General features: G+C 39.4%; 28 protein-coding genes and 1 pseudogene. 19 read left to right on the top strand and 10 right to left on the bottom strand.

Annotated features, from left to right (window positions below; all coding sequences use genetic code 11):
* Window positions 1–178: 178 nt before the first annotated feature.
* Window positions 179–1,780 carry a type I restriction-modification system subunit M gene (locus SPPN_RS10740; protein WP_000083785.1) on the top strand — a complete coding sequence of 534 codons (1,602 nt, stop codon included), beginning with the start codon at window positions 179–181 and terminating at the stop codon, window positions 1,778–1,780.
* A 194-nt stretch (window positions 1,781–1,974) separates the two neighbouring features.
* On the top strand, window positions 1,975–3,405 hold the full coding sequence (locus SPPN_RS10735; protein ID WP_000434831.1) for an ATP-binding protein: 1,431 nt from the start codon (window positions 1,975–1,977) through the stop codon (window positions 3,403–3,405).
* Window positions 3,406–3,609: 204 nt separating this feature from the next.
* Here the strand turns inward: SPPN_RS10735 and rpmG are convergent, their stop codons facing one another.
* The 4 genes from rpmG to SPPN_RS13330 all read right to left on the bottom strand — a co-directional run bounded on the left by rpmG (window position 3,610) and on the right by SPPN_RS13330 (window position 4,452).
* Window positions 3,610–3,759, bottom strand: coding sequence for a 50S ribosomal protein L33 (gene rpmG / locus SPPN_RS10730; protein ID WP_001265622.1), 150 nt, complete (start codon window positions 3,757–3,759; stop codon window positions 3,610–3,612).
* Window positions 3,760–3,774: 15 nt separating this feature from the next.
* A complete protein-coding gene (gene rpmF, locus SPPN_RS10725; RefSeq protein WP_000290417.1) occupies window positions 3,775–3,957 on the bottom strand; it encodes a 50S ribosomal protein L32 in 183 nt (60 codons plus the stop codon).
* Between the two features lie 151 nt (window positions 3,958–4,108).
* Window positions 4,109–4,309 (bottom strand): type II toxin-antitoxin system antitoxin, encoded by a 201-nt coding sequence (locus tag SPPN_RS10720; protein WP_000796545.1) that lies wholly within the window; start codon window positions 4,307–4,309, stop codon window positions 4,109–4,111.
* Window positions 4,310–4,311: 2 nt separating this feature from the next.
* A complete protein-coding gene (locus SPPN_RS13330; protein ID WP_001162849.1) occupies window positions 4,312–4,452 on the bottom strand; it encodes a hypothetical protein in 141 nt (46 codons plus the stop codon).
* A gap of 190 nt (window positions 4,453–4,642) precedes the next feature.
* Here SPPN_RS13330 and SPPN_RS10710 point away from each other — a divergent pair, with 190 nt between their 5' ends.
* The 6 genes from SPPN_RS10710 (at window position 4,643) to ilvD (ending at window position 12,046) form a co-directional block, all read left to right on the top strand.
* Window positions 4,643–6,673 (top strand): BglG family transcription antiterminator, encoded by a 2,031-nt coding sequence (locus tag SPPN_RS10710; protein WP_000460933.1) that lies wholly within the window; start codon window positions 4,643–4,645, stop codon window positions 6,671–6,673.
* A gap of 3 nt (window positions 6,674–6,676) precedes the next feature.
* Window positions 6,677–6,961 (top strand): PTS sugar transporter subunit IIB, encoded by a 285-nt coding sequence (locus SPPN_RS10705; protein ID WP_000912476.1) that lies wholly within the window; start codon window positions 6,677–6,679, stop codon window positions 6,959–6,961.
* A gap of 12 nt (window positions 6,962–6,973) precedes the next feature.
* Window positions 6,974–8,320, top strand: a complete 1,347-nt coding sequence (locus tag SPPN_RS10700; protein ID WP_000975294.1) for a PTS ascorbate transporter subunit IIC — start codon at window positions 6,974–6,976, stop codon at window positions 8,318–8,320.
* A 3-nt stretch (window positions 8,321–8,323) separates the two neighbouring features.
* The gene (locus SPPN_RS10695; RefSeq protein WP_000603572.1) at window positions 8,324–9,181 is read left to right on the top strand and encodes a transketolase; all 858 of its coding nucleotides are present in this window, start codon (window positions 8,324–8,326) and stop codon (window positions 9,179–9,181) included.
* Window positions 9,178–10,110, top strand: a complete 933-nt coding sequence (locus SPPN_RS10690) for a transketolase family protein (RefSeq protein WP_000986390.1) — start codon at window positions 9,178–9,180, stop codon at window positions 10,108–10,110. Before SPPN_RS10695 ends, SPPN_RS10690 begins: the two co-directional genes overlap by 4 nt.
* Before the next feature lie 232 nt (window positions 10,111–10,342).
* A complete protein-coding gene (gene ilvD / locus SPPN_RS10685) occupies window positions 10,343–12,046 on the top strand; it encodes a dihydroxy-acid dehydratase (RefSeq protein ID WP_000137354.1) in 1,704 nt (567 codons plus the stop codon).
* 301 nt (window positions 12,047–12,347) lie between these two features.
* Here ilvD and SPPN_RS10675 read toward each other — a convergent pair whose 3' ends face one another.
* Window positions 12,348–12,689, bottom strand: a complete 342-nt coding sequence (locus SPPN_RS10675; RefSeq protein ID WP_001206380.1) for a metal-sulfur cluster assembly factor — start codon at window positions 12,687–12,689, stop codon at window positions 12,348–12,350.
* A 123-nt stretch (window positions 12,690–12,812) separates the two neighbouring features.
* Here SPPN_RS10675 and SPPN_RS10670 point away from each other — a divergent pair, with 123 nt between their 5' ends.
* From SPPN_RS10670 to SPPN_RS10620, 11 genes and pseudogenes are all read left to right on the top strand, one after another.
* The gene (locus SPPN_RS10670; RefSeq protein WP_000434986.1) at window positions 12,813–13,664 is read left to right on the top strand and encodes a helix-turn-helix domain-containing protein; all 852 of its coding nucleotides are present in this window, start codon (window positions 12,813–12,815) and stop codon (window positions 13,662–13,664) included.
* A gap of 200 nt (window positions 13,665–13,864) precedes the next feature.
* Complete coding sequence (locus SPPN_RS10665; RefSeq protein WP_000770636.1) at window positions 13,865–15,112, top strand: MFS transporter; 1,248 nt, start codon at window positions 13,865–13,867, stop codon at window positions 15,110–15,112.
* 76 nt (window positions 15,113–15,188) lie between these two features.
* A complete protein-coding gene (gene hisS / locus SPPN_RS10660; protein WP_000775864.1) occupies window positions 15,189–16,469 on the top strand; it encodes a histidine--tRNA ligase in 1,281 nt (426 codons plus the stop codon).
* On the top strand, window positions 16,469–16,936 hold the full coding sequence (locus SPPN_RS10655) for a hypothetical protein (RefSeq protein ID WP_162467686.1): 468 nt from the start codon (window positions 16,469–16,471) through the stop codon (window positions 16,934–16,936). The genes hisS and SPPN_RS10655 overlap by 1 nt, the downstream gene beginning before the upstream one ends.
* A 9-nt stretch (window positions 16,937–16,945) precedes the next feature.
* The gene (locus tag SPPN_RS10650) at window positions 16,946–17,152 is read left to right on the top strand and encodes a helix-turn-helix transcriptional regulator (RefSeq protein WP_001176230.1); all 207 of its coding nucleotides are present in this window, start codon (window positions 16,946–16,948) and stop codon (window positions 17,150–17,152) included.
* Window positions 17,152–17,349, top strand: a complete 198-nt coding sequence (locus SPPN_RS10645; RefSeq protein ID WP_001046136.1) for a hypothetical protein — start codon at window positions 17,152–17,154, stop codon at window positions 17,347–17,349. The genes SPPN_RS10650 and SPPN_RS10645 overlap by 1 nt, the downstream gene beginning before the upstream one ends.
* A gap of 2 nt (window positions 17,350–17,351) precedes the next feature.
* Window positions 17,352–18,086 (top strand): DUF3169 family protein, encoded by a 735-nt coding sequence (locus SPPN_RS10640; RefSeq protein ID WP_000730279.1) that lies wholly within the window; start codon window positions 17,352–17,354, stop codon window positions 18,084–18,086.
* 11 nt (window positions 18,087–18,097) lie between these two features.
* Window positions 18,098–18,739, top strand: a complete 642-nt coding sequence (locus SPPN_RS10635) for a CPBP family intramembrane glutamic endopeptidase (RefSeq protein WP_000771243.1) — start codon at window positions 18,098–18,100, stop codon at window positions 18,737–18,739.
* Between the two features lie 17 nt (window positions 18,740–18,756).
* Window positions 18,757–18,987: a hypothetical protein gene (locus SPPN_RS10630; protein WP_000832183.1), complete on the top strand. Its 231-nt coding sequence runs from the start codon at window positions 18,757–18,759 to the stop codon at window positions 18,985–18,987.
* Between the two features lie 156 nt (window positions 18,988–19,143).
* Window positions 19,144–20,907: an aspartate--tRNA ligase gene (gene aspS, locus SPPN_RS10625; RefSeq protein ID WP_000830859.1), complete on the top strand. Its 1,764-nt coding sequence runs from the start codon at window positions 19,144–19,146 to the stop codon at window positions 20,905–20,907.
* Window positions 20,885–21,825, top strand: a pseudogene (locus SPPN_RS10620) (YitT family protein). The gene aspS and the pseudogene SPPN_RS10620 overlap by 23 nt, the downstream one beginning before the upstream one ends.
* A 3-nt stretch (window positions 21,826–21,828) precedes the next feature.
* On the opposite strand, the gene SPPN_RS10615 reads toward SPPN_RS10620, so the two are convergent.
* The 5 genes from SPPN_RS10615 to SPPN_RS10595 all read right to left on the bottom strand — a co-directional run bounded on the left by SPPN_RS10615 (window position 21,829) and on the right by SPPN_RS10595 (window position 26,352).
* Window positions 21,829–22,020: a hypothetical protein gene (locus SPPN_RS10615; protein ID WP_000695831.1), complete on the bottom strand. Its 192-nt coding sequence runs from the start codon at window positions 22,018–22,020 to the stop codon at window positions 21,829–21,831.
* Window positions 22,021–22,160: 140 nt separating this feature from the next.
* Window positions 22,161–23,147 carry a LacI family DNA-binding transcriptional regulator gene (locus SPPN_RS10610; protein ID WP_001145437.1) on the bottom strand — a complete coding sequence of 329 codons (987 nt, stop codon included), beginning with the start codon at window positions 23,145–23,147 and terminating at the stop codon, window positions 22,161–22,163.
* 9 nt (window positions 23,148–23,156) lie between these two features.
* Complete coding sequence (locus SPPN_RS10605; protein WP_000938253.1) at window positions 23,157–23,957, bottom strand: DUF1189 domain-containing protein; 801 nt, start codon at window positions 23,955–23,957, stop codon at window positions 23,157–23,159.
* 258 nt (window positions 23,958–24,215) lie between these two features.
* On the bottom strand, window positions 24,216–25,058 hold the full coding sequence (locus SPPN_RS10600; protein WP_001065638.1) for a sugar ABC transporter permease: 843 nt from the start codon (window positions 25,056–25,058) through the stop codon (window positions 24,216–24,218).
* A 1-nt stretch (window position 25,059) separates the two neighbouring features.
* A complete protein-coding gene (locus SPPN_RS10595) occupies window positions 25,060–26,352 on the bottom strand; it encodes a sugar ABC transporter permease (RefSeq protein WP_000414964.1) in 1,293 nt (430 codons plus the stop codon).
* Window positions 26,353–26,432: the final 80 nt, after the last annotated feature.

Below are 26,432 nucleotides of genomic sequence, written 5' to 3'. Positions count from 1 at the left end.
CTGAGCATGTCAATGAAAGGGCGAAGTGCTCAAAAATTAGGGATGAAATTCCTTGGATTTCTAAAATCATCCACTGGATAATTTTACCTCCCGTCCGCACTATTTAAGGAAGATATAAAAAAGAAAAATATTTTAAAACATGGAATACTACTAACAACATAAATTGATAGGAGACCCTATGTCACAAACAGATTTATCAAGAGAACTCTACCAATCCCTCTGGAATGCCGCGGATATCCTGCGTGGCCAGATGGAAGCCAATGAATACAAGTCCTACCTCTTGGGCTTGATTTTCTACAAGTACCTATCCGACAACCTCCTCCAAGCCGTCTGTGATAACTTGGACGAGACTTTTGAGTCCTTCCAGCAAGTGCAGCTTCTCTATGAGGAAAACTTTGTGGATGCAGATGTCCGTGAAGACCTCATCGAGGTCTTAAATGACGATCTGGGCTATGTGATTGAGCCTTCTCTAACCTTTACCAAGCTGGTTCAGTCTATCCATGAAGGAACCTTCCAGCTAGAATCCCTAGCCCAAAGTTTCCGTGATATCGAGCAGGCCAATGAAAAATTTGAAAATCTCTTCGAAGATATCGACCTCTATGCCAAAAAACTAGGTAATACCCCACAAAAGCAAAACAAGACCATCTCTGAGGTTATGAAACAGCTCAACGACCTCAATGTGTCTGGTCATGCTGGTGATATCTTGGGTGATGCTTATGAGTACTTGATAGGCCAATTTGCCAGTGATTCTGGGAAAAAAGCTGGTGAGTTCTATACACCTCAAGCAGTCTCTCACCTCATGACTCAGATTGTCTTTGCAGGGCGGGAGCATCAAAAGGGCATGTCGGTTTACGACCCGACCATGGGTTCTGGTTCCCTCTTGCTTAATGCCAAGCGCTATAGTAAGGAAGCTTCGACGATTTCTTACTACGGTCAAGAATTGATTACTTCGACCTTCAACCTTGCTCGTATGAATATGATGCTTCATGGAGTTGCGATTGAGAACTATCACCTCAGCAATCACGACACCCTAGACGAAGATTGGCCGACTACCGAGCCGACAGACTTTGATGGGGTTTTGATGAACCCACCCTATTCACTGAAGTGGTCAGCAGATAGTGGCTTCCTGCAAGATCCTCGCTTTTCAAGTTATGGAGTTTTGGCACCTAAGTCAAAAGCAGATTTTGCCTTCCTCCTTCACGGTTTTTACCATCTCAAGCATAATGGAGTTATGGCCATCGTCCTTCCTCACGGAGTCCTTTTCCGAGGAGCAGCCGAGCAGAAGATTCGCCAGCACCTGCTAGAAGAAGGCGCTATTGATACAGTTATCGGCTTGCCAGCAAATATCTTCTACAATACCTCTATTCCGACAACCATTATTATCCTTAAAAAGAATCGCACCAATAAGGATGTCTTCTTTATCGATGCCTCAAAAGAGTTTGAAAAAGGGAAAAATCAAAACAATATGACCGAAGACCATATTGCCAAGATTTTGGAGACCTATCAAAAACGCGAGAATGTCGAGAAGTTTGCTCATCTAGCCAGCTTTGAAGAAATTGTCGAAAATGACTATAACCTCAACATTCCACGCTATGTCGATACCTTTGAGGAAGAACCCGTTGTTCCTCTAGCCGACCTCGCAGACCAGCTCGCAGAGATTGATAAAGAGATTGGAGAGGTAGAAGCCAGACTCGCACACATGCGCAGCCAACTAGTAGGCACAACACCAGAAGCCCAAGCAGAATTAACCGCCTATCTCGAAAAGTTGAATGAGATTTAGAGAGTAGGCTAAGAATGAAAACATCTCGTATAAATTGTACGAGGTGTTTTTGGATTTCGTTGATTTTTAGAAAATATTTTGCCAAATAATTTTTAGTGGAATTGACAGTCGTTAGACTCGGAAGTTTGATTTAACCCAGAAAATGGTCTAGTTGTTGTGATATAATAAAGTTAATTATTTTTAGGAGTAAGTAAATGGAACAAGGTTTATCATACTGGCAGTTTGCGCCAGAAAGTCAGTATTTGGATAGGAAAAGTGCTCGTAAAAAACCATTGGAACTCTTAAGACATTTGATTGCCTTCGCGAATGCAGAAGGTGGCCAATTAGTCATTGGTATTGAGGATGAAAAAAGAAATAATATTATTACAGGTTTTAAGGATGGGAATGCGTATCCAATTGAAGAGTTTGAAAAACTTAAGGGAGCATTAAGAGATAATCCTCTAAGTTTAAAATTTACTAAATTAGAAGTTAAAAATTATAAAGAGGAAGAAGATTTTATTTTAATTATTTCTGTAGAAGTATCTACTGATAGAGTGATTACTGCTCCCAACGATGATGTTTATTTACGACAAGGTGATGAATCTGTTAAATTAGGTTTTGAACAACGTATACAGTTGAGTTACGATAAGGGGCAACGTCATTTTGAGGATGAAATTGTAGCAGGAGCAACTTTAGATGATATTGATGAAGAACTTGTGAATGAGTATAAGACCAAATTTGTGAGCAAAGATAGAAGTACAGAAGAAATACTGAAAGCTAGGCGCTTATTAGTTGATGGTCAGTTGACTAAAGCCTCTATTCTATTATTTGGGAAGTATCCATCTAGTTTCTTCCCTCAAGCAAGGATACGTTTTTTACGATTTGATGGCGTTGATATGGGTACGGGAAGTACATTCAATGTCGTTAAAGATGTGACATTTGAAGATGCCCTTCCAATTCTAATTAATAAAGTAAGGGATTTTATTCGTACACAGCTTCGGGAGTTTCAATATTTAGATGATAATGGCCAATTCCAAATTCTACCTGAATATCCTGAATTTGCTTGGTTTGAGGGAGTTGTCAATGCAGTGACGCATAGGAATTACTCAGTATCAGGTGATTATATTAGAGTTATGATGTTTGATAATCGTTTGGAAATTCATAGTCCAGGCAAATTACCAAATATTGTTACAGTTGAGAATATAAAACATGAACGCTTTTCTAGAAATCCTCGTATAGCTAGAATTTTGACAGAATTTGGGTGGGTTAGGGAAATGAATGAAGGGGTGAAACGTATCTATACAGAAATGGAATCATTCTTTCTACATGAACCAAAATATTCTGAATCGGGGAATAAGGTTATGTTAACTTTAGAAAATAATATTGTCAGTAGGAATTTAAGAGTTAGTGATAAAATTGCACAAAAATATGACCAATTTAGTGATCTAAACGATGATGAAAAAACTATTTTACACATCATGTATAATACAGGTGAAAAAATGACAACATCTCTAGCTTCTGAAATAACTAATCGAAGTAGAAATTTTGCTAGTAAGTTATTAAGGAATCTTGCAAATAAAGGAATACTTGAATGGCATGGCACTAGCAAGCAAGATAGAAATCAATACTATACATTGGTTAAGTAGAGTGCAGTAGAGTGCAGTAGAGTGCAGTAGAGTGCAGTAGAGTGCAGTAAAGTGTAGTAACGTCCTAAAATTACCTGATTCAAATCAGCTTTACAAAAAAAGATTGTAGGACGAGTAGAGTTTGAATTGAAATATAAGTATAGTTGACAAAAAGAAAAAACGCTGATTAAGCGTTTTTCTTCTGTATTGATTCGTATTGAATGCTTACTTAACTTCGGTAAACACAACGTGTTTGCGAAGTTTTGGTGAGTATTTCTTCAATTGAAGACGGTCTGGAGTGTTACGTTTGTTTTTAGAAGTAAGGTACAAGCGTTCACCAGATTCTTTGTGTTCAAGTGTAATATTTACGCGCATGGTATCTCCCTTCTATTATTCAGCTGATGCAGCTTTAGCGATTTTACGTCCTTTGTAGTATCCTTTAAGTGATACACGGTGAGAACGTGAGTAATCTCCAGTAGTTTCGTCAAAGTTTACAGATGGAGCTGTTACTTTGTAGTGTGTACGACGTTTGTTTTTCTTCGCTTTTGAAGTGCGACGTGCAGGTACTGCCATTTTGATTTCTCCTTTAGGTATTTATATTCGATTCAATCTACTGATTTTCATCAACCATACTAGAATAACACATTTTTTTTGTAAAGTAAAGTTACTTGACAAAAAAAGATGAAAAAATTCTCCTGTCAGACCTAGCAGACAGGAGAAGGTGTTAAATATCAATCTCAAATGGTTCGTCAATGGTTTCTGATACGTATTTTCCGTCTTTTTTCCGTTGCTTGACACATTCTGTGAGGAGATACTCGATTTGCCCATTGACTGATCGGAAGTTATCTTCTGCCCATGATGCGAGTGCAGCGTATAACTTTGTTGAGAGTCGAAGGGGGATCTGCTTTTTTTTAGCTTCAGCCATCTTTAGTAAAGACTTCCTGTGTTGACAATTGGTTGTGCATCATGATTGCCACAAAGAACGACAAGGAGATTTGAAACCATGGCAGCTTTTCGCTCTTTGTCAAGCTCTACCAATTCCCCTTCATTGAGCCGTTCTAGTGCCATTTCAACCATTCCTATTAATTGTTATCTAAATGATATCGCTTTAATTTATAACGTCAATAGAAAGTTGAAAAATAATCACTAAAAACTTTCAGCCCAATAATTTCTTTTAAAAGGTGAGATTATATTGTGCTCAAATACTCTTTTATTCTTATAACTTTTATACTATAATTGTAGTTAGAAAGGAAGAGAAATGTTTGATTATAGAGCACTAGTTATTTTGATGACTTTGATGGATCATTGTGAGCTATCATTATATGAGTTATCTGTTAAGGTGAGCTTACCTATAAAGGAAGTCAAAGAAGGAATAGATTATTTAGTGCCTTATTTAGCTAATAAAGGGATAGTGCTGGATAAAAAGCAAGGTCGCTATAGTTTATCAAATCGTACGAAGCAGTCTTTGACAGATATTATTAAGTCGGATGAATTGGTTTTACCAAAGTCGACTCGCTTAGCTTTAATCTATCTTTACACTTTTTGCCGATTAGATTTTATATCGAATAATCATTACCAAGACTTTTTGAAAGTAAGTAAGAATACAACCTTATCTGATATTCAATCATTAAGAAAGATTATGTTAGATAATGATTTGGAGCTAGGGTACAGTAGAGCAAAAGGTTATACTTTACACGGTTCAGAGTGGAATAAGCACCGCTTAGCTTTTCAAATGGTTAGTGAGTTGCTGGAATCCTCCATAGGGATTTGGGGTTTGGATTATGTTTTATCCAGTTGGGGGTATTCATTAACTTATGATTTGATAAATCAGGTAGTTAAAGATTATTATGAGAAGCTACAGCTAGTACCTATTGTTAATCAATTAAAAGTTTACCTTTTCGGTTTAGTATTCATTCTGTGTAGGTATCAAAGGGATGTTGAAAGAGTATGTCTTTCAGAGACATTAGTATCTCCTGTTATTCAAGATATAACCACTATTTTATTGGATACAGTGGTTGATTTGGGAATTATAGATACGGTGTTTTCTGAGGATGATTATCGCTATATCACCGTTTTATTATCAAGTTGCTTTGAAGGTGAAGTAGATGTTGCTCCGGTTTACTTTAATCAATTAACAGAGGCTATTATAAGTAGAATGGAAGATATTTCTTTGTTACATTTTAAACAAAGGGAAGGATTGAGAGAAAATCTTCGCCGCCACCTTATACCGGCTTACTATAGATTAAAGTTCGGCCTACCTAGTTCAAATGAATATGTATTGCATGTTAAAGAACATTATCCTGATTTATTTGAATTAGTCAAAGATTCTTTGATGCCCTTGATGGACGCTATTGACAATCCCATACCTGATAGTGAAACAGCATATTTTGTTATCCATTTCGGAGGTTATTTAAAGAAAGCAGATACTTTGCCTCAAAAATGGTATAAAGCAGCAATCATTTGTCCTAATGGTGTTAGTTCTTCATTGATGTTAAAAGAGAATCTATTAGCATTATTTCCTCAAATTGAGTTTATAGGAACCTCAAAGATTGATGATTTACAGGTGAAAGTTAGTAGTGACTATGATATGGTTTTTTCTACCATAAAGGTGGAGACAGAAAAGCCAAATTATCTAGTTTCGGTTATGATGACTGAAGAGCAAGCAATACAACTAGTAGAACTAGTGTTAAAAGATTTTCCGAATTTAGAGTATGGAGATTTTGAGATTGAACAAATCCTGAATATTGTCAAAAGATATGGAATTATTACACAAGAATTGGAATTAAGATTGGCGTTAAAGAATTATCTTTATCAAAAAAATGATAGAAAGGAAATTGTACCAGTGCTAGAACAACTTATTACCAAAGAAACCTATCAGGTTAGTTCGCAAAAATTAGGATGGAAGGAGGCGATTCGTTTAGCAGCTAAACCGCTTTTGGATCAAGATAAGATAACGGAGAACTACCCTGAGGCAATGATTCAAAAAGTAGAAGAGTTTGGGCCTTTTATTAATTTAGGGAAGGGAGTAGCAATTCCTCACGCTCGGCCAGATGAAGGTGTGAATGAAATAGGAATGTCAATGTTAGTTTTGGAAGAACCGATTTATTTATTGGATAATCCAGAACAAGAGGTAAGATTGTTGATTTGTATTGCAGCCATTGATAATGAGAGTCATTTAAAGGCTTTGTCACATTTAACAACAATTTTAAGAGATAAAAATCATGTTCAAGCTTTAATTTCATCAAAAAACTATGATGACATTAAAATGATAATTAAACAGGAGGATTAGATAATGTTAAAAATTGGTACAGCTTGTGGTTCAGGATTAGGTTCAAGTTTTATGGTACAGATGAATATTGAATCTGTATTGAGTGATTTGAATGTTTCGGATGTAGAAGTTGAACACTATGATTTAGGTGGAGCAGATCCAAATGCAGCGGATATTTGGATTGTTGGTCGTGATCTAGCTGATTCAGCTAGTCATCTTGGAGATGTTCGTATCTTAAATAGTATTATTGATATGGATGAACTACGAGAATTAATTACTAAACTTTGTGAAGAAAAAGGACTTATATAGGAGGCTAGCGTCATGATGAAGTTCATATTGGATATTGTTAGTACACCAGCTATTTTAGTAGCTTTAATTGCAATCTTAGGATTAGTTCTTCAGAAGAAGAAATTACCTGATATTATTAAAGGTGGAATTAAGACCTTTGTTGGTTTCTTAGTTGTATCTGGTGGTGCAGGAATTGTACAAAATTCTTTGAATCCATTTGGTACCATGTTTGAGCATGCTTTTCATTTATCTGGCGTTGTGCCGAATAATGAAGCAATTGTAGCTGTAGCTTTAACAACATATGGCTCAGCTACTGCAATGATTATGTTTGCAGGTATGGTATTCAATATCTTAATTGCTCGTTTTACTCGATTCAAATATATCTTTTTAACAGGGCACCACACTCTATATATGGCGTGTATGATTGCGGTCATTTTATCAGTTGCTGGCTTTACTAGCTTGCCTCTTATCTTACTAGGAGGATTAGCACTCGGTATTATTATGAGTATTTCCCCAGCATTTGTGCAAAAATATATGGTTCAATTAACTGGAAATGACAAGGTGGCTTTAGGTCATTTCAGTTCTTTGGGATATTGGTTGAGTGGTTTTACTGGTAGCCTTATCGGTGACAAATCAAAATCAACAGAGGACATTAAATTTCCAAAGAGTTTAGCTTTTTTACGTGATAGTACTGTTAGTATTACTTTGTCCATGGCAGTTATTTACATTATTGTAGCTATCTTTGCAGGGTCAGAATATATAGAAAAAGAAATCAGTAGTGGTACAAGTGGTCTAGTTTATGCTTTACAATTAGCAGGTCAATTTGCAGCAGGGGTATTTGTTATTTTAGCAGGTGTTCGCCTTATTTTGGGTGAAATTGTTCCAGCCTTTAAAGGTATTTCAGAGCGTCTTGTACCTAATTCAAAACCTGCTTTGGATTGTCCGATTGTTTATACTTATGCACCCAATGCAGTTCTAATTGGATTTATCTCTAGTTTTATTGGTGGTTTAGTAAGTATGGCAATTATGATTGCTTCAGGAACGGTTGTTATCTTACCAGGTGTTGTGCCTCATTTCTTCTGTGGAGCGACTGCAGGTGTTATTGGGAATGCATCTGGTGGTGTTCGTGGAGCTACTATTGGAGCATTTTTACAAGGTATTTTAATTAGTTTTCTTCCAGTCTTTTTAATGCCAGTTTTGGGAGGACTTGGTTTCCAAGGATCAACTTTCTCAGATGCAGATTTTGGTCTATCAGGAATTATTTTAGGAATGTTAAATCAATTTGGCTCACAAGCAGGCATTGTCATTGGTCTTGTTCTTATTTTAGCAGTTATGTTTGGAGTATCCTTTATTAAAAAGCCATCTGTAAAGGAGGAATAAGGGATGATTTTAAGTGAAAATAGAGAAGATGAGTTAAGAAAATTTGCGACTAACATCCGATTAAATACTCTTAGAACATTGAATCATCTTGGATTCGGACATTACGGAGGAAGTCTGTCTATCGTAGAAGTTCTAGCAGTGCTTTATGGTGAAATAATGCCAATGACTCCAGAAATATTTGCATCACGAGATAGAGATTATTTCATATTATCAAAAGGTCATGGAGGACCAGCTCTATACAGTACACTCTATTTGAATGGTTTCTTTGACAAAGAATTCTTATATTCTTTAAATACAAATGGAACCAAATTACCGTCTCATCCTGATAGAAATCTAACGCCGGGCATAGATATGACAACTGGCTCTTTAGGACAGGGAATTAGTGTTGCAACCGGACTTGCATATGGTCAGAGAATAAGAAAAAGTCCCTTTTATACCTATGCTATTGTTGGAGATGGTGAGTTAAATGAGGGACAATGTTGGGAGGCTATACAGTTTGCTTCTCATCAACAGTTATCCAACTTAATTGTATTTGTAGACGATAACAAAAAACAATTAGATGGTTTTACAAAGGATATTTGTAATCCAGGTGATTTCGTAGAAAAATTTTCAGCATTTGGATTTGAATCCATTAGGGTCAAGGGTTCAGATATTAGAGAAATTTATGAAGGGATTGTCCAATTAAAACAGTCAAATAATTCATCCCCTAAGTGCATTGTATTAGATACTATTAAAGGTCAAGGGGTTCAAGAGCTGGAAGAAATGAAATCCAATCATCATCTTCGCCCTACTGTAGAGGAGAAACAAATGTTAACTTCAGTTGTAGAAAGATTAAGTCAGGAATTGGAGGAAACAGAATGATGAGAAGTACGAAAGAATTACGGCATGTATATAGAGACTTCCTTTTAGAGGCTAATCAAAGTTATTCTGATATAGTAGTCTTAGAAGCCGATTTGTCAAGTTCGATGGCTACTCATAATCTTGAAAAGGACTTTGGAGACCGTTATGTGAATGTTGGGATTATGGAAGCAGAAATGGTCGGCCTTGCAGCAGGCTTGTCTATTCAGGGGTTTAGACCTTATCTTCATACATTTGGCCCTTTTGCTTCACGAAGAGTATTTGATCAATTATTTATTTCTCTTGGATACGCACAATTGGATGCCACTGTTATTGGATCAGATGCAGGAGTAACTGCGGAAATGAATGGTGGGACACATATGCCATTTGAAGAAATTGGATTGTTACGTTTAATTCCTAAATCGATCATTTTCGAAGCAACTGATGATATCCAATTTCGTGAAATATTGAACCAGACATTAGACTTAAAAGGACTGAAATATATTCGAACAATTAGAAAAGCTCCAGAGGCTGTATATCAAGGTGGAGAAGATTTTTCTAAAGGCTACATTGAGTTAAGACATGGTGAAGATGTTGTAATCGTTGCTTCTGGTATAATGGTTGCTCCAAGTATTCGAGTTGCAGATGAACTGTCTAAATTAGGTTATTCAGTAGGTGTGATAGATTTATTTAGAATCAAACCGATACCAGAACAGATAAAAACAATGTTAAGTGGAAAAACTATATTTACTGTAGAAAACCACAATCAGATAGGTGGAATTGGCAGTGCTTTATGTGAATTATTCTCTGATGATGGAATAACAAAAATTCATCGGATGGGTGTTCAAGAAAGATTCGGTCAAGTAGGGAAAGTGGATTATCTTCTTAATGAGTATGGTTTGAGTGAATCGAATATAAAAGAGAAAGTTCTAGAAATTTATAATGCAAGATAGATGTTGAATACACTGTTCTGAAAGAATTTTTGTAACAATTACAGTACGTTATTTAAAGAAAGCGGATTAAAAAGCATATTCTGGTCATCAGAAAGTGCCCTAATCCGCTTTGTTGTTTTTAGTTTTAAATATTTCATATGTATATAGAATTTTCTGAAAATTCAAGAATTTTCTTCTGTTCATTGCTTTTAAAATGTGCTATAATAGTAAAAACTGAAATGGGAGGGAACAAATGACTGAATTAGATAAACGTCACCGCAGTAGCATTTATGACAGTATGGTAAAATCACCAAACCGTGCTATGCTTCGTGCGACTGGTATGACAGATAAGGACTTTGAAACACCGATTGTGGGAGTGATTTCGACTTGGGCGGAAAATACACCATGTAACATTCACTTGCATGATTTCGGGAAACTGGCTAAAGAAGGTGTCAAATCTGCAGGCGCTTGGCCTGTACAGTTTGGAACTATTACCGTAGCAGACGGGATCGCTATGGGAACGCCTGGTATGCGTTTCTCTCTAACATCTCGTGACATCATCGCGGACTCCATCGAGGCGGCTATGAGTGGTCACAACGTGGATGCCTTCGTCGCTATCGGTGGCTGTGACAAGAACATGCCTGGATCTATGATTGCCATTGCCAATATGGATATCCCTGCAGTCTTTGCCTATGGTGGAACGATTGCACCGGGAAATCTTGATGGCAAAGACATTGACTTGGTTTCTGTCTTTGAGGGTATCGGAAAATGGAACCACGGTGACATGACAGCTGAGGACGTGAAACGTCTTGAATGTAATGCCTGCCCTGGCCCTGGTGGCTGTGGTGGTATGTATACTGCTAATACCATGGCGACTGCTATCGAAGTTTTGGGTATGAGTTTGCCAGGTTCTTCATCTCACCCAGCTGAATCAGCTGATAAGAAAGAAGATATCGAAGCAGCAGGACGTGCTGTTGTTAAGATGTTGGAGCTTGGTCTCAAACCATCAGATATCTTGACTCGTGAAGCCTTTGAAGATGCCATCACTGTGACGATGGCTCTCGGTGGTTCTACAAACGCCACTCTTCACTTGCTTGCCATTGCCCATGCTGCCAATGTTGACTTGTCACTTGAGGACTTCAATACGATCCAAGAGCGTGTGCCTCACTTGGCCGACTTGAAACCATCTGGTCAGTATGTCTTCCAAGACCTCTACGAAGTCGGTGGTGTCCCTGCGGTTATGAAGTACTTGTTGGCAAATGGATTCCTTCATGGAGATCGCATCACATGTACTGGTAAGACAGTTGCTGAGAACTTGGCTGACTTTGCAGACCTCACACCAGGTCAAAAAGTTATCATGCCACTTGAAAATCCAAAACGTGCGGACGGTCCGCTTATCATCTTGAACGGAAACCTTGCTCCTGACGGTGCAGTTGCCAAGGTATCAGGTGTTAAAGTGCGTCGTCACGTTGGGCCAGCTAAGGTCTTTGACTCAGAAGAAGATGCCATTCAGGCTGTTTTGACAGATGAAATCGTTGATGGCGATGTAGTCGTTGTTCGTTTCGTTGGACCTAAGGGTGGTCCTGGTATGCCTGAGATGCTGTCCCTTTCTTCAATGATCGTTGGTAAAGGTCAAGGAGACAAGGTGGCCCTCTTGACGGATGGACGTTTCTCTGGTGGTACTTATGGTCTGGTTGTTGGACATATCGCTCCTGAAGCTCAGGATGGTGGACCAATTGCCTATCTTCGTACAGGCGATATCGTTACGGTTGACCAAGATACCAAAGAAATTTCCATGGCCGTATCCGAAGAAGAACTTGAAAAACGCAAGGCAGAAACAACCTTGCCACCACTTTATAGCCGTGGTGTCCTCGGTAAATATGCCCACATCGTATCATCTGCTTCACGCGGAGCCGTGACAGACTTCTGGAATATGGACAAGTCAGGTAAAAAATAAACTCATACTCTTCGAAAATCTCTTCAAACCACGTCAACGTCGCCTTGCCGTAGGTATGGTTACTGACTTCGTCAGTTCTATCCACAACCTCAAAACAGTGTTTTAAGCTGACTTCGTCAGTTCCATCCACAACCTCAAAACAGTGTTTTGAGCTGACTTCGTCAATTTTATCCACAACTTCAAAACAGTGTTTTGAGCAACCTGCGGCTAGTTTTCTAGTTTGCCCTTTGATTTTCATTGAGTATCAAAAAGCAAGCCATTTTCGGCTTGCTTTTTTCATCTTTAAAAGTGATTGGTCTGATTAACGAGGTGGTAGTCCAAGGGCAATACGGCCATAGCGACTGATTCGTGTGATTTTCCAAGCAGGCGACCAGGTAACTTCAACCTTGACATCTTCGATCCCCTCGATTTGTTTCAGACCTGCAACGATTTCAATAGGCAGGCTTTCGGCACAATCACAGGCGGTGTCAGTGAAGGTCATGACAATCTTGCAGAGACCTGTTTCGTCCAGATTGATTTCATAGATCAGCCCTAGATTGTAAACATCCAATTCCACATCTGTATCAAAAACCTTCTCTAGTTTTTCGATAATTTGATCTTGCAAGGCCAAAGCACGGTCATTGATTTTGATATCCTCTCTCATTACAGTCCCTCCACATGATAAATATCCCCTATTTTCTCATAACTCTGACAATTTGGCAAGCTTTTGATGAATTTTCTGAAAAATATGATAAAATGAAGAAAATACGGAATCAAGGGGAAGTCTATGGAGCAGATTGGAAAAGTCTTTAGACAATTACGAGAGTCAAGAAATATCTCACTGAGACAAGCAACCGGGGGACAATTTTCGCCGTCTATGTTGTCCCGCTTTGAAACAGGTCAGAGTGAGCTTTCGGTGGAAAAGTTTCTATTTGCCTTGGGAAATATATCTGCCAGTGTAGAGGAAATTCTCTTTCTGGCGAGAGGTTTTCAGTATGATACAGATTCTGAGTTGAGAAAAGAAATCATAGATGTCTTGGATCCAAAGAATATAGCTCCTCTTGAGGACTTGTATCGCAAGGAGTATCAAAAGCATGTCCATTCTCAAAACAAACAGAAACATATTTTAAATGCCATTATGATTAAGTCTTATATGAAGAGCATGGATGATACGGTAGAGTTAACGGCAGAGGAAGGGAAAGTCCTTCATGATTATTTGTTTTCTACCGAGATTTGGGGAATCTATGAACTCAATTTATTTTCAGTCAGTTCACAATTTCTATCTGCTTCTCTTTTCACTAGGTATGTTAGAGAGATGGTACGAAAATCTGATTTTCTAATGGAAATGTCTGGTAATCGAAACCTGTTTCACACTATACTATTGAATGGTTTTTTAGCCAGCATTGAGTGTGAAGAATTTACCAATGCCTCTTATTTTAAACGTGTTATCGAAGAGCATTTCTACAAGGAAAATGAGACCTATTTCCGGATTGTTTATCTGTGGGCGGAAGGTCTCCTTGATAGCAAGCAAGGTAGAGTCAAGGAAGGACAGAAAAAGATGGAGGATGCTGTCCGTATTTTTGAGATGCTTGGCTGTAATAAATCGGCAGATTACTATAGAAAAACGACTGATTCTTGAATATCTGCAAACTAAGAAAATAATTTAAAATTTGAAGCGATAGAACTATTGGGCTCTCTCGTGTCACTGGAGAAATTCTATCGTTTCTTTTTTCTCATTTCGTTTGTTGCATATATTCAAAAGTTTTTTCTCTAGAATTTCTAAGTGCTATACTATAGTCATACTTTATATAGAACTTCGAACAAGAAGGGAGATTATCTATGAAACTATTGTTCAGAAATCAAGCTTATCGACTCTTGACTTTGTCACGCTTCTTCAATGCTTTTGGTGCTTCAATTTTCAATCTGGTCTTTATCGTCTATGCATCGACCTTGCCACAAGCCTCTTTTGCTGTTGCTATGGCGAATATTGTCATGATTCTTCCGACTCTCTTTACAGTTTTTGTAGGGATTCGGGCAGATTACACAAGGGACAAGGTCAAATGGATGGTCTATAGCGGTTTGTTTCAGGCGGTTTTATTTTTTCTAGCAGCCCTAGTTGTTCAGCAAGCTAGTCTCTTTGCCTTTTCTAGCCTGTGTTTAATCAATGTCATTAGTGATGTCATCAGTGATTTTGCAGGTGGTTTGCGCATGCCTCTCATTAAGGAAAAAGTAGCTGAAAATGATTTGATGGAGGCTTATTCTTTTTCCCAATTCATCACCTATATTTCAGCTATTGGTGGTCAAGCTTTTGGAGTCTGGCTCTTAGGTCTATCGGTCAACAATTTTTCCCTCGTTGCGGGAATCAATGCCTGTTTCTTCCTAGTATCAGCCGTCATCCTCTTTTTAGGAAAAAGCAAATTGAGCCTGTCAATGTCATCTGCTGATGGTGAAATTCTAAAAAATGAGAAGCTTCCGATCAAAGACCAGTTCCTAACGATTTATCGAAATTTACGTCTCGTTTTTCTTAAAGGTGGACAGAAAAACTTTGGTTTTATGCTCTTTGCTGTCTTGCTTATCAATGCCTTGGGTGGCGCTTTGGGTGGAATTTATAATATCTTCTTTTTGAGCCATTCTCTTTTGGACTTTTCTTACACAGAGGCATTATTTATCAGTCAATTCTGTGCTTTGTTAGCAATCATCATCAGTAGCCTTACGGGCAATGATTATTTTGGGAAGCAGTCCCTGCCTAGATTGATGATGTGGGCGACCGTAGGACTCACTCTAATTGCTCTGGCTAACGTATTCAATCAAGTCGTGCTTGGTTTGCTATTTCTCTTTTTAACTCTGTATGTGTCTGGTAAAGTTCAACCAAAGATTAGTGCCATGCTCATGAAAAATCTAGCTCCAGAGGTTTTAGCTCGTACCAGTAATTTTTTAGGTTTATTGTTTACCTTATCCATACCTGTGGGAACAGCCTGTTTTTCACTTGTAGCCGTATGGAATATACAGTTGACTTGGATGCTATTTGTTGGTCTTTCCTTGATAGCTATTTTTTTGACAGGGCTTAATCTCAAAAATGATATTTGAATCCTAATTTTTTCTCACTGTTTTAATCACTCTATTTATGGTAAAATAAGACTATTAAGTTTAAAGAGGATTCCCTATGAAATTACAAAAACCAAAAGGAACGCAGGATATTTTACCTGCTGAGTCTGCCAAATGGCAGTACGTTGAGGGCTTTGCCCGTGAGATTTTCAAGCGCTACAACTATGCAGAAGTGCGCACGCCTATTTTTGAGCATTACGAGGTCATCAGTCGCTCTGTCGGAGATACAACGGATATCGTAACTAAGGAAATGTACGATTTCTATGACAAGGGTGACCGTCATATTACCCTCCGTCCAGAAGGAACTGCGCCAGTAGTCCGTTCTTATGTGGAAAATAAACTCTTCGCCCCAGAAGTGCAAAAGCCAAGCAAGTTCTACTATATGGGACCTATGTTCCGTTATGAGCGTCCACAGGCAGGGCGTTTACGCCAGTTCCACCAGATTGGTGTTGAGTGTTTTGGCTCTAGCAATCCAGCTACCGATGTGGAAACCATCGCGATGGCAGCCCATTTCTTGAAAGAAATCGGTATCCAAGGTGTCAAATTACATCTTAACACTCTTGGAAATCCTGAGAGCCGTGCGGCCTACCGTCAAGCCTTGATTGACTACTTAACACCGCTCAAGGAGACCTTGTCTAAGGATAGCCAACGTCGTTTGGAGGAAAATCCTCTTCGTGTCTTGGACTCTAAGGAAAAAGAAGACAAGGTGGCAGTGGAGAATGCACCGTCTATCTTGGACTTCCTTGATGAAGAAAGTCAAGCTCATTTTGATGCTGTGCGTCAGATGTTGGAAAATCTTGGAGTAGACTATATCATCGATACCAATATGGTGCGTGGTCTGGACTACTACAACCACACCATTTTCGAGTTTATCACTGAGATTGAGGGCAATGACCTGACCGTCTGTGCGGGTGGTCGTTACGATGGTTTGGTTTCTTACTTTGGAGGCCCTGAAACTGCTGGCTTTGGTTTTGGACTTGGTGTAGAGCGCCTGCTTCTCATTCTTGAAAAGCAAGGTGTGGCCCTCCCTATCGAAAACGCCCTAGATGTCTATATCGCAGTCTTGGGTGATGGAGCAAATGTCAAAGCCCTAGAACTAGCCCAAGCCCTTCGCCAACAAGGTTTCAAAGCAGAGCGTGATTACCTCAACCGTAAGCTCAAAGCTCAGTTCAAGTCAGCAGATGTCTTTGCGGCTAAGACCCTCATCACCCTAGGAGAGAGCGAAGTCGAAAGCGGACAAGTGACGGTCAAGAACAACCAAACCCGAGAAGAATTGCAAGTGTCACTTGATGCTATCAATCAAAACTTCTCAGAAATCTTTGAAAAATTAGGCTTTTAATAGTAGATAAACTGGTCAGGATTTTACTCCTGACCTTTTTCTTTTGCAAAATGACAAAAATCATAAACTTTTTGACAAATATGCTTGTCAAAAAGAAAAAGATGTGTTACAATATAAGCAAGTTAAGAAATAAAGAAATAGGAGGGAGCCACATGTGGGTATGGATTTTGTTTCCTTTTCTCGTCTTGATTTATATGAGTCAATCTAAGAAAATCAAGCGGATAGAGAAGAGGTTAAAGGTAATCGAAAGAAAAGAGAAAGGAAATATAGAAATGTCAAGAATCTTAAAAGAAATGATTGGAAAGAAACCAACAATCATTGGAGAACTATTTGGAACAAATTTTTGGGAAGTTGTGGATGTTGATGAGGAATGGGTCAAGCTACGATACGTAGATAAGACGGGAAAAGAAAAAATCAAGTTGCAACGTATTGAGGATATCCAAGCCGTTGAATTTGACGGAGAGTAGGTGTGTAACATGCAACTAAAAAATCGTCTAAAAGAGCTGCGGGCTCGCGATGGCCTTAATCAAACCGACCTAGCTAAGCTAGCAGGGGTTTCCAGACAGACCATTAGCCTATTAGAACGGGACGAATACACCCCGTCCGTTGTGATTGCCTTGAAAATATCTCAAATTTTCAACGAAACAGTCGAATCAGTATTTCGCTTGGAGGAGGACGAGTGATGAACAAGTATAAAGTGATTTATTATGTAGTTGCCATAGCTCTATTAGTCAGCGTATTTCTACTAATTGGAACAAATCTAGGATGGTTTGATCTCTATTACAGCGACCAATTTATCTGGGCCTATTTTGCCCTCATCCCAGTAATTGAATGGATTGAAAAGAAATCCAAAAATCTAGCAAGTGAAAAAGGAGAATGAATATGAAAAAGAAACGTAGATTGTTATTTTTGATGTCTATTGTCTTGGGGGGGTTCTTGGGCATGTTTGTAGGGATGTTTAAGGCACGTGTCGAATCCCACGAAATTATTTTAGATGTAAAAGCCTTGATGCCATGGATATCAGCTATTTGTTTACTGATAGGTTTCATTAGTATGTTTTTGACTTTCAATTTCTTAAAGAAAAGCAGAAAATTTCATTCCTTGTATCAAGAGGAAATGGATGACGATCTGAATGAAACCTATTATGTGCAAATGTACCGGAATCTTGAGTTTGGAACCATTGCTTTTAATATTACAGGTGTAGCGATTCCATTGGCTATTTTTATTTCATTAAGTGAGGTGATTATATTGCATACAAACCCTCAAACATTTTTCCTTTCTTTCTTACTCTTTGTGGTATTCTTAGTCGCTCAAAAATCTCTTTTTAAAACCATTGCGATTGTTCGTCAGTTTGATTTGGAATTTTTCGCTACACCAAAGGATGTCTTGAACTATATAAATTCTTATGATGAAGGGGAGCGTCAGGCTAATTTGGAACAGAGTTTTCGAATTTTATTCCAATTACACCAATATGTCTTACCAGCCTTATATATTTTTCTTATTATCATTTCTTTCTTGACAGGAGAGATTCAGTTACTAGCTTTCTTGCTTGTAGGAGCCATCCATGTTTATATCAATGTGATGCAGTTACCTATGGTAAAACGTTATTTCAAATAAAGGAGTTATTTATGAAATTACTTAAAAACCTTGGCTGGATTCTTCTAGCCCTTCTATCCTTTTTATTTATCTATGGCTTTATTCAGGGGCTCGCGACTGCGTCGCTTGCTTTAGGCGCTTCACCCTATGCTGTTACTCTACTCTATGTGGTCTTGGCTGGAGTATATGTGTACGGCATTTACAAATGGTATCAGAAAGCTCCTGTTTATATTGAGAAGAGCGGCTTTAACCGATTTATTTGGCTTCCTGCCTTGGTTTGGTTCTTATCTCTGGTCGTTCAATTCTTCTTGCCAGATGATCCTTCAGTAAATCAGCAAATAGCGACAGACTTGACCTTGTCTCAACCACTTTTCTCATTCTTTGCTGTGGTTATTTTTGCTCCTTTGACGGAAGAGATTGTTTTTAGAGGGATGTTAGCACGCTATCTCTTTCCTAAGCAGGACAATAGTAAACGAACCCTGATTTTTCTTCTGGTATCTAGTCTTCTATTTGCCTTGATTCATTTTCCAGGTGATGTGCAACAATTTTTTGTCTATTTTAGCCTTGGTTTTAGTTTGGGTTTGGCTTACATTAGCAGAAAAGGTCTGGTCTACAGTATTTCTCTTCACGCTTTGAATAATTTAGTCGGCTTTTTGATGATTCTCATGCTATAATAGAGTCAGGAGGTCACATGAAACGAGTAATTTTATTAGCAGTGATTCAGGCAGTCGTTCTATTTTTCATCATTGGAGCGCTAGCTTATGCCTTCAAAGGCGATTTCTTCTATAACTATCTAGCAGTTGTCTTTGCTCCTATTGCAGGTGTACTGCGTTTTGGGACGGCTTACATAACGGAAATTGTCTTGCCTCGAAAGGCAGCCGAAATCACTGAAAAGCGTAAAGCAGGCAACAATTCAAAATAAAAGAGTCCGGTGAACTTCATCGGATTTTTTGTATGGACGCTAATTTTTAGGGACTTTACCTGATTTTTAAAGACTGGCAAACTTTTCTGATGGATTTTCATGAAGAGCCTGCGCTTTTATGGTAAAATAGTAACAGAATAAAAGAGGAGAGAAACAATGAAACGTAGTATGTATGCTGGTCGTGTTCGTGAGGAACACATCGGAAAAGAAATGACCTTGAAAGGATGGGTTGGCCGTCGTCGTGACCTTGGTGGTTTGATCTTTATCGACCTTCGTGACCGTGAAGGAATCATGCAGTTGGTTATCAACCCTGAAAAAGTATCTGCAGAGGTTATGGAAACAGCTGAAAACCTTCGTAGTGAATTTGTTATCGAGGTGACTGGTCAAGTTGCTGCGCGTGAGCAAGCCAATGATAAGTTACCAACTGGTGCGGTTGAGTTAAACGTGACAGCTCTGACAGTACTTAATACAGCTAAGACAACCCCATTTGAGATTAAGGATGGTATTGAGGCCAATGACGATACACGTTTGCGTTACCGTTACCTTGACCTTCGTCGTCCAGAAATGTTGGAAAATCTTAAACTTCGTGCTAAGGTGACCCACTCTATCCGCAACTACTTGGATGAGTTGGAATTTATCGACGTAGAGACACCATTCCTTTCTAAGTCAACACCAGAAGGGGCGCGTGACTATTTGGTGCCATCTCGTGTCAATAAAGGGCATTTTTACGCGCTTCCTCAAAGTCCACAAATTACGAAACAGCTTTTGATGAATGCTGGTTTTGACCGTTACTACCAAATCGTCAAATGTTTCCGTGACGAGGACTTGCGTGGAGACCGCCAGCCTGAGTTTACCCAGGTCGACTTGGAAACGTCCTTCCTTACTGAGCAAGAAATCCAAGATATCACAGAAGGCTTGATTGCGCGCGTGATGAAGGAAACAAAAGGTATCGAAGTAACGCTACCGTTCCCTCGTATGAAATACGATGATGCTATGGCTCTTTACGGTTCTGACAAGCCAGATACTCGTTTTGACATGTTGCTTCAGGACTTGACAGAAGCGGTCAAAGGTGTAGACTTTAAAGTCTTTTCAGAAGCACCTGCTGTAAAAGCCATTGTGGTCAAAGGAGCTGCGGACAACTATTCACGTAAAGACATCGACAAGATGACGGAAGTAGCCAAACAGTATGGTGCCAAAGGTCTTGCTTGGGTCAAGGTGGTTGATGGAGAATTAAACGGACCAGTTGCCAAGTTCTTGACTGGTATCCAAGAAGAATTGACAACAGCGCTTGCTCTTGAAGATAAGGACTTGGTTCTCTTTGTGGCGGATACGCTTGAAGTGGCTAATGCAACACTGGGTGCCCTTCGTGGACGTATTGCTAAAGAGCTTGGCTTAATTGATAATGATAAGTTCAACTTCCTTTGGGTGGTTGACTGGCCGATGTTTGAATGGTCTGAAGAAGAAGGCCGCTACATGAGCGCCCACCATCCATTCACACTTCCACAGGAAGAGACTGCTCACGAATTAGAAGGTGATTTGGCTAAGGTTCATGCCATTGCTTACGATATCGTCTTGAACGGTTATGAGCTTGGTGGTGGTAGCCTTCGTATCAACCAAAAAGACCTTCAAGAACGCATGTTCAAGGCCCTTGGTTTCTCAGCTGAAGAAGCCAATGACCAGTTTGGTTTCCTTCTTGAAGCCATGGACTATGGTTTCCCACCACACGGTGGTTTGGCTATCGGGCTTGACCGTTTTGTCATGTTGCTTGCTGGAGAAGAAAATATCCGTGAAGTCATTGCCTTTCCTAAGAACAACAAGGCAACTGACCCAATGACACAAGCTCCATCAACAGTCGCTCTCAACCAACTAGAGGAACTCAGCTTACAAGTAGAAGAAGATGAAACAAGCAAAACGAATTAAGCGGTGGCGCTATTATCTGCGCCGCTTTGCTTATCAGATAAAAATTTTACGTGTCTTACAAAGTATTTCTCGAGAAAAGTATGATGAGAAGATTTCGGCCTCTCTGGTCTATGGTTTTTTATCAGCAGTAGCAGTTAATTTTTTTTCCAACCAGGGCATGTGTATTCGAGTGGTGCAACAGGTATGGCACAGATTATCTCTGCCTTGAGTAATCACTGGTTTGGTTTTCATATTCCGATTTCGCTAACCTTCTACGCCATTAACTTCCCTTTGATGGTCTTAGCTTGGTATCAGATTGGCCATAAGTTCACCGTCTTTACCTTTATCACGGTATCTATGAGTTCCTTCTTTATCCAGTTTGTCCCTGTGGCAACCTTGACGGAGGATCCCATTATCAATGCCCTTTTTGGGGGTGGTGTTATGGGTTTAGGGATTGGTTTTGCTCTTCGAAACAATATCTCCAGTGGTGGGACGGACATCGTCAGCCTGACTATTCGCAAGAAAACGGGTAAGAATGTCGGTAGTATTTCTTTCTTGGTAAATGGAACTATCATGCTGATAGCAGGTTTGACCTTTGGTTGGAAATACGCTCTTTATTCTATGATTACCATCTTTGTCTCTAGCCGTGTGACAGACGCGGTCTTTACTAAGCAAAAGCGTATGCAGGCCATGATTGTGACAAATCATCCAGAGAAGGTAATTGAAAAAATCCATAAAAAATTGCACCGCGGAGCAACCATGATCCACGATGCAGAAGGAACCTATAATCACGAGAGAAAGGCAGTTTTAATTACTGTCATTACACGTGCAGAGTTTAATGAATTTAAACAGATTATGACACAAGTAGATCCAAGCGCCTTTGTCTCTGTCTCGGAGAATGTTCATATTCTGGGACGATTTGTTGAGATAGATAATTAGTGATTAATACTTTTCGAAAATCTCTTCAAACCACGTCAGCTTCACCTTGCCGTAGGTATGGTTACTGACTTCGTCAGTTTCATCTACAACCTCAAAACCATGTTTTGAGCTGACTTCGTCAGTTCTATCCACAACCTCAAAACAGTGTTTTGAGCAACCTGCGGCTAGCTTCCTAGTTTGCACTTTGATTTTCATTGAGTATAAAAAGATCTTGGGTAACAACTCAATTTCAGAAGAAAAAAAGTAAATCTTCCCACATTAAAACGCATAGTATCAAGTTTTTTCAATACCTGATAGTATGCGTTTTTGCTTTTAACAACTTTTTGCCCAGTCTCTTATTTTTCTATAATTTTATGGGCAATCAACTGGCGGTAACAAATTTGTTTATTGCTTTTAGCATCGTTGATAATCTGAAGAATCGTTTCAAATGATGTTTGACCAAGTTCTAGGCTATTGATATCGACATAGGCTGCCAAGTTGAGCTTGGGATTAACCGAGTCAAAGCTGAGAACAGGGACATTCAGCTGGTGTTTGGCAATATAGTTACAAACACCTTCAGCTAGGAGGCTATCGGTTGTGATGATAGCATCAATTTGTGGATCGTGCTTGAATAATCGCTTGCTAAATTTATAGCCCTTTTCTTCCAGAAACTCGTCGGCAAAGTAGATGCGATTGTTGTCAGTGATCAGTTTGTAATGCTTAAGCGCCTGTTCATAGCCTGTTAAACGGTCTTTGGTCACGAAGAGCTTTTTACTTCCTCCGATAAAGGCAATGCATTTGCAGCCTTTTTTGATGAAATATTCAGTCGCATCAAAACCAGCTTGAACATTGTCGTTGTCGACAAGTGGGATGAAAGGAGATAGAGATTTACCTAAAATAAGGAAGGGGAACTGTTCTTCTGCTACGAGTTTGACGAGGGGATCTTCTTCTTGGGCATAGAGAAAGATTAGCCCATCTACACGCTTGCCATAGACCATTTGTGAAATAGCGTTGAGACGCTCCTTTTCATCTTTTCCTGTTGCTATCTGAATGGCATAGTGGTTTTCAGATGCGACTTGAGAGATGCCACGTAGAACCGATGGAAAGAAAGGATTCTGGTAGAAGGCGTCTGAGTCATCAGGAAGAACCAAACCAATCACCTGAGTGTAGCTGCTTACCAAGCTACGAGCGTTGAGGTTGGGGTGGTAATTGAGCTCCTTCATAGCCTTGCGAACGCGTTTTTTTGTTTCGTCGCTAATGGTTGATTTATTTTGAATAACACGGGTTACGGTTGAAGGCGAAACACCAGCAGCCTTGGCCACGTCTTTAATCGTAACGGGCATAAAAATCTCCTATTTATGGTAATTTGGATCACGGAAATGTGTTTTATAAAAGATAGTGACCAGATACAGAACAAAAAGAATATTTTGTACAGTAATCAGGGTTGTCATATTTTGGCCAAATAATCCCAAAATAAGTGTAATCAGAGTCGGCAATCCTAAACAGTTCAAGATAAAATGGTAGCACTCTTTAAAGGTCCTAAATGAAAAGAGGCGTGATTTCTTAGTGATATAAAGGAGAAGACTAGCTCCTAGAGAGACGATAAAGAAATTCAAACCAAAGAGGAAGCTGGCACCGAGAACTAGGAAGAGACTGATATAGACACGATTCTGCTGGTACCAGTCTTTAGAAATTGCTTGGGTCAAGCTGTCTTTGATTTTGAAACTCTCAGTCTGAATGGCTCGGTAAGAGATGCGGGTCAGTTCCTTGCTTTCCTTGCTGATGACTAGCTCATTTGTATCGAAATGCAGTTGCAAGTCTTTAGGTAATTCCTTGCTTTGGCTTGGACCAATCACAAGAGAAGGGGCTTGATTGGCAGTTCCTGTATAAGTTAAGTTGCCATCGACAATTGTAGCATGTTCAGAGAGATCCTGGACAACCTCATCTGTCAGAGGTTCATAGACATTATCGATAAAAGTTTCTAGCGGATAGGTCTCCTGGGAGCTGTTTTGGATGGCAATGGGTACCATAGACAAGCTGATAAGGAAGATACTGGTAAAGAGTAGTTGAAACCAGTTGAGCCCGAAACGTTTGGACAGGGGCTTACGAAATCCCCAAATACTTGAAAAATAGGAAAATGGATATGGAAGCATGGGTATCTTTCTAAAAGGTGTTTTCTATATGAGTATTATATAGTTAAATTCGCTTTATTTCAAGTCTAGGAGAAAAATTGCTTGTTGTAAGGATATTATTTACAGTGACAATAGCTAATAGTCAATGAAAATCAAAGTACAAACTAGGAAGCTAGTCGCAGGTTGCTCAAAGCACAACTTTGAGGTTGCAGATGGAAGCTGACGTGGTTTGAAGAGATTTTCGAAGAGTATAAAATGAAAAAGGGTGGCGGGGATAAATTATCCCTTGTCGCCACCACTTGTAAGTCCTGAAACAAAGTTCTTTTGTAGGAAGAAGAAGAGAATACAGATTGGAAGGGCGATGAGGATAGCACCTGCTGAGAAGTAGGCAATCTTCATGTTTTTCGCATTGTTAACGAAGGTTTGGAGACCTACGGCAACAGTAAAGTATTCTTTCTCACGAAGCAAGAAACTAGAGAGGATGTAGTCCCCGAAAGGTCCCATGAAGGCCCAGAGAGCTTGTACGGCAACCATTGGGCGAACAAGTGGAAGAACAATTTGCCAGAAGCGGCGGAAGTGTCCTGCACCGTCTAGTTTTGCAGATTCGTCTAAAGACATTGGCACTGTATCGAAGTAGCCTTTCATGAGCCAAGTATTCATCGGGATACCACCACCAACGTAGAGGAAGATGAGGAACCAGCTGTGGTTAAGGGCGTTCAACATAAGCGCCATAACGAAGAAGGCTGTCAAAGCGGCCATAGTTGGCACCATTTGGATGATCAAGAAGAAGACCAAACTTTGTTTACGAGCCAAGAAGTTGTAACGGCTGTAGGCATAACCAGCAAGTACGATGATACTTGTTTGAACAGCCATGGTAATCAAGGCAATGATCAAGGTGTTGAGGTACCAAGTACCGTACAAGGTTTCAGTGAAGAGGCCTTGGAAGTTAGCAAAACTAAAGTCGACGTTGCTGTCTAGTTTAAAGGCTACTACGTTACCAGTCTTGAAGGCTGACATAATGGTAATCAAAAGTGGATAGATAATGACAATTGATAGACCAATCAGGTAAAGGTATGTAAGGCTTTGAGTCAGTCTACGTTTGAGTTTAATTGAGTTATTCATCTTAGACGTCCTCCATATCAAATGCGTGTAGTTTCTTGAATGCGATCATAGAGATTGAGATGACAATGATAGAGATAATCAAGGTGACAGCTGCCGCCATTGAGTATTGAGGAGATGTACCTGTTGTCAAACGGTAAATCCATGAAATCAAGATATCGGTTGAACCAGCTCCACCACCGACACTACCAGGTCCTCCAGCGTTGAAGAGGTACATGATAGAGAAGTTGTTAAAGTTGAAGGTGTATTGGCTAATCAAAGTAGGTGCCGCAACAGCCAAGATCATTGGGAAAGTGATGTTGCGGAATTTTTGCCAAGCATTGGCACCGTCAATATAAGCTGCTTCGTAAAGGTCGTTAGGAATAGATTGCAAGATACCCAAGGTCAGAACGTAGATGTATGGGAATCCAAGCCAACCTTGCATCATAATCAAGGCAATCTTAGTCCAAGTTGGGTCTGTTTTCCAGGGAATAAGAGCGCCATCAAGGAAAGGAAGGAATTTAGCCAAGATTGGCAATACTTGGGTGTTGATAGCTCCGACACTATCGTTAAACATGTTTGAGAATGTCAAGATAGTGATGAAGGCTGGGACAGCCCAAGGAAGAAGGAAAATAACACCAAAGATACGTTTTCCTTTGATAAATGGTTGGTTAGCAATGATAGCTGTGAAGATACCAATCACAATCTGTAAAGTTGAGGCTGCCAAAGCCCAGATGATGGTCCAAGAAAGAACAGAACCAAAGGCAGAACGGAAGGTACTCAAACTCCAGATATTACTAAAGTTTGTCAAACCAACCCAGTCCAACAATTTGTTTGGTGGTAAGTGTTGGAAGTCATAGTTGGTAAAGGCGATCATCAAGGTTACGATAACTGGGAAGATAATCGCGAAGGTCATGGCAACATAAGATGGAATAATCAAGAGATAAGGGAAACCATTTTCATAAATCCCTTTGATCATGTCTTTGAGGGTACGTGGAACTGGAATTCCATTGTTAATGCGTTTTGCAATCGTATATGCATCTTTGATATTTGAGAAATAAAAGAGTACATAAACGACTACAAAGATTAAATGGAAGGCACCACGAATCAGCATAAAGAGGGAATTATCACGACCGGGCTTGTCACCAAGAGTGATGAGATTGCTCAATTCAGGTGCTGCAAGTGCTAGGAAATAAAGGACAAATACGATGGTTACACCAAGGAAGATAAAACCTTTGGCTTTTTGTTTATTGTAAATCTGTCCTAACCCAGGAATGATAGACAGCAGGGCTGCTTTACTAGGTTGTTGCTTTTCCATAATAACTCCTTTCATAGGATACTACTTTTTTTATAAGAAAGCTAAATTATTTGTGTCTCTATTGATAAATTCAAAGGGGG

This window comes from Streptococcus pseudopneumoniae IS7493, assembly GCF_000221985.1.
Lineage (GTDB): Bacteria > Bacillota > Bacilli > Lactobacillales > Streptococcaceae > Streptococcus > Streptococcus pseudopneumoniae.
This window is presented reverse-complemented; position numbering and strand designations above follow the sequence as displayed.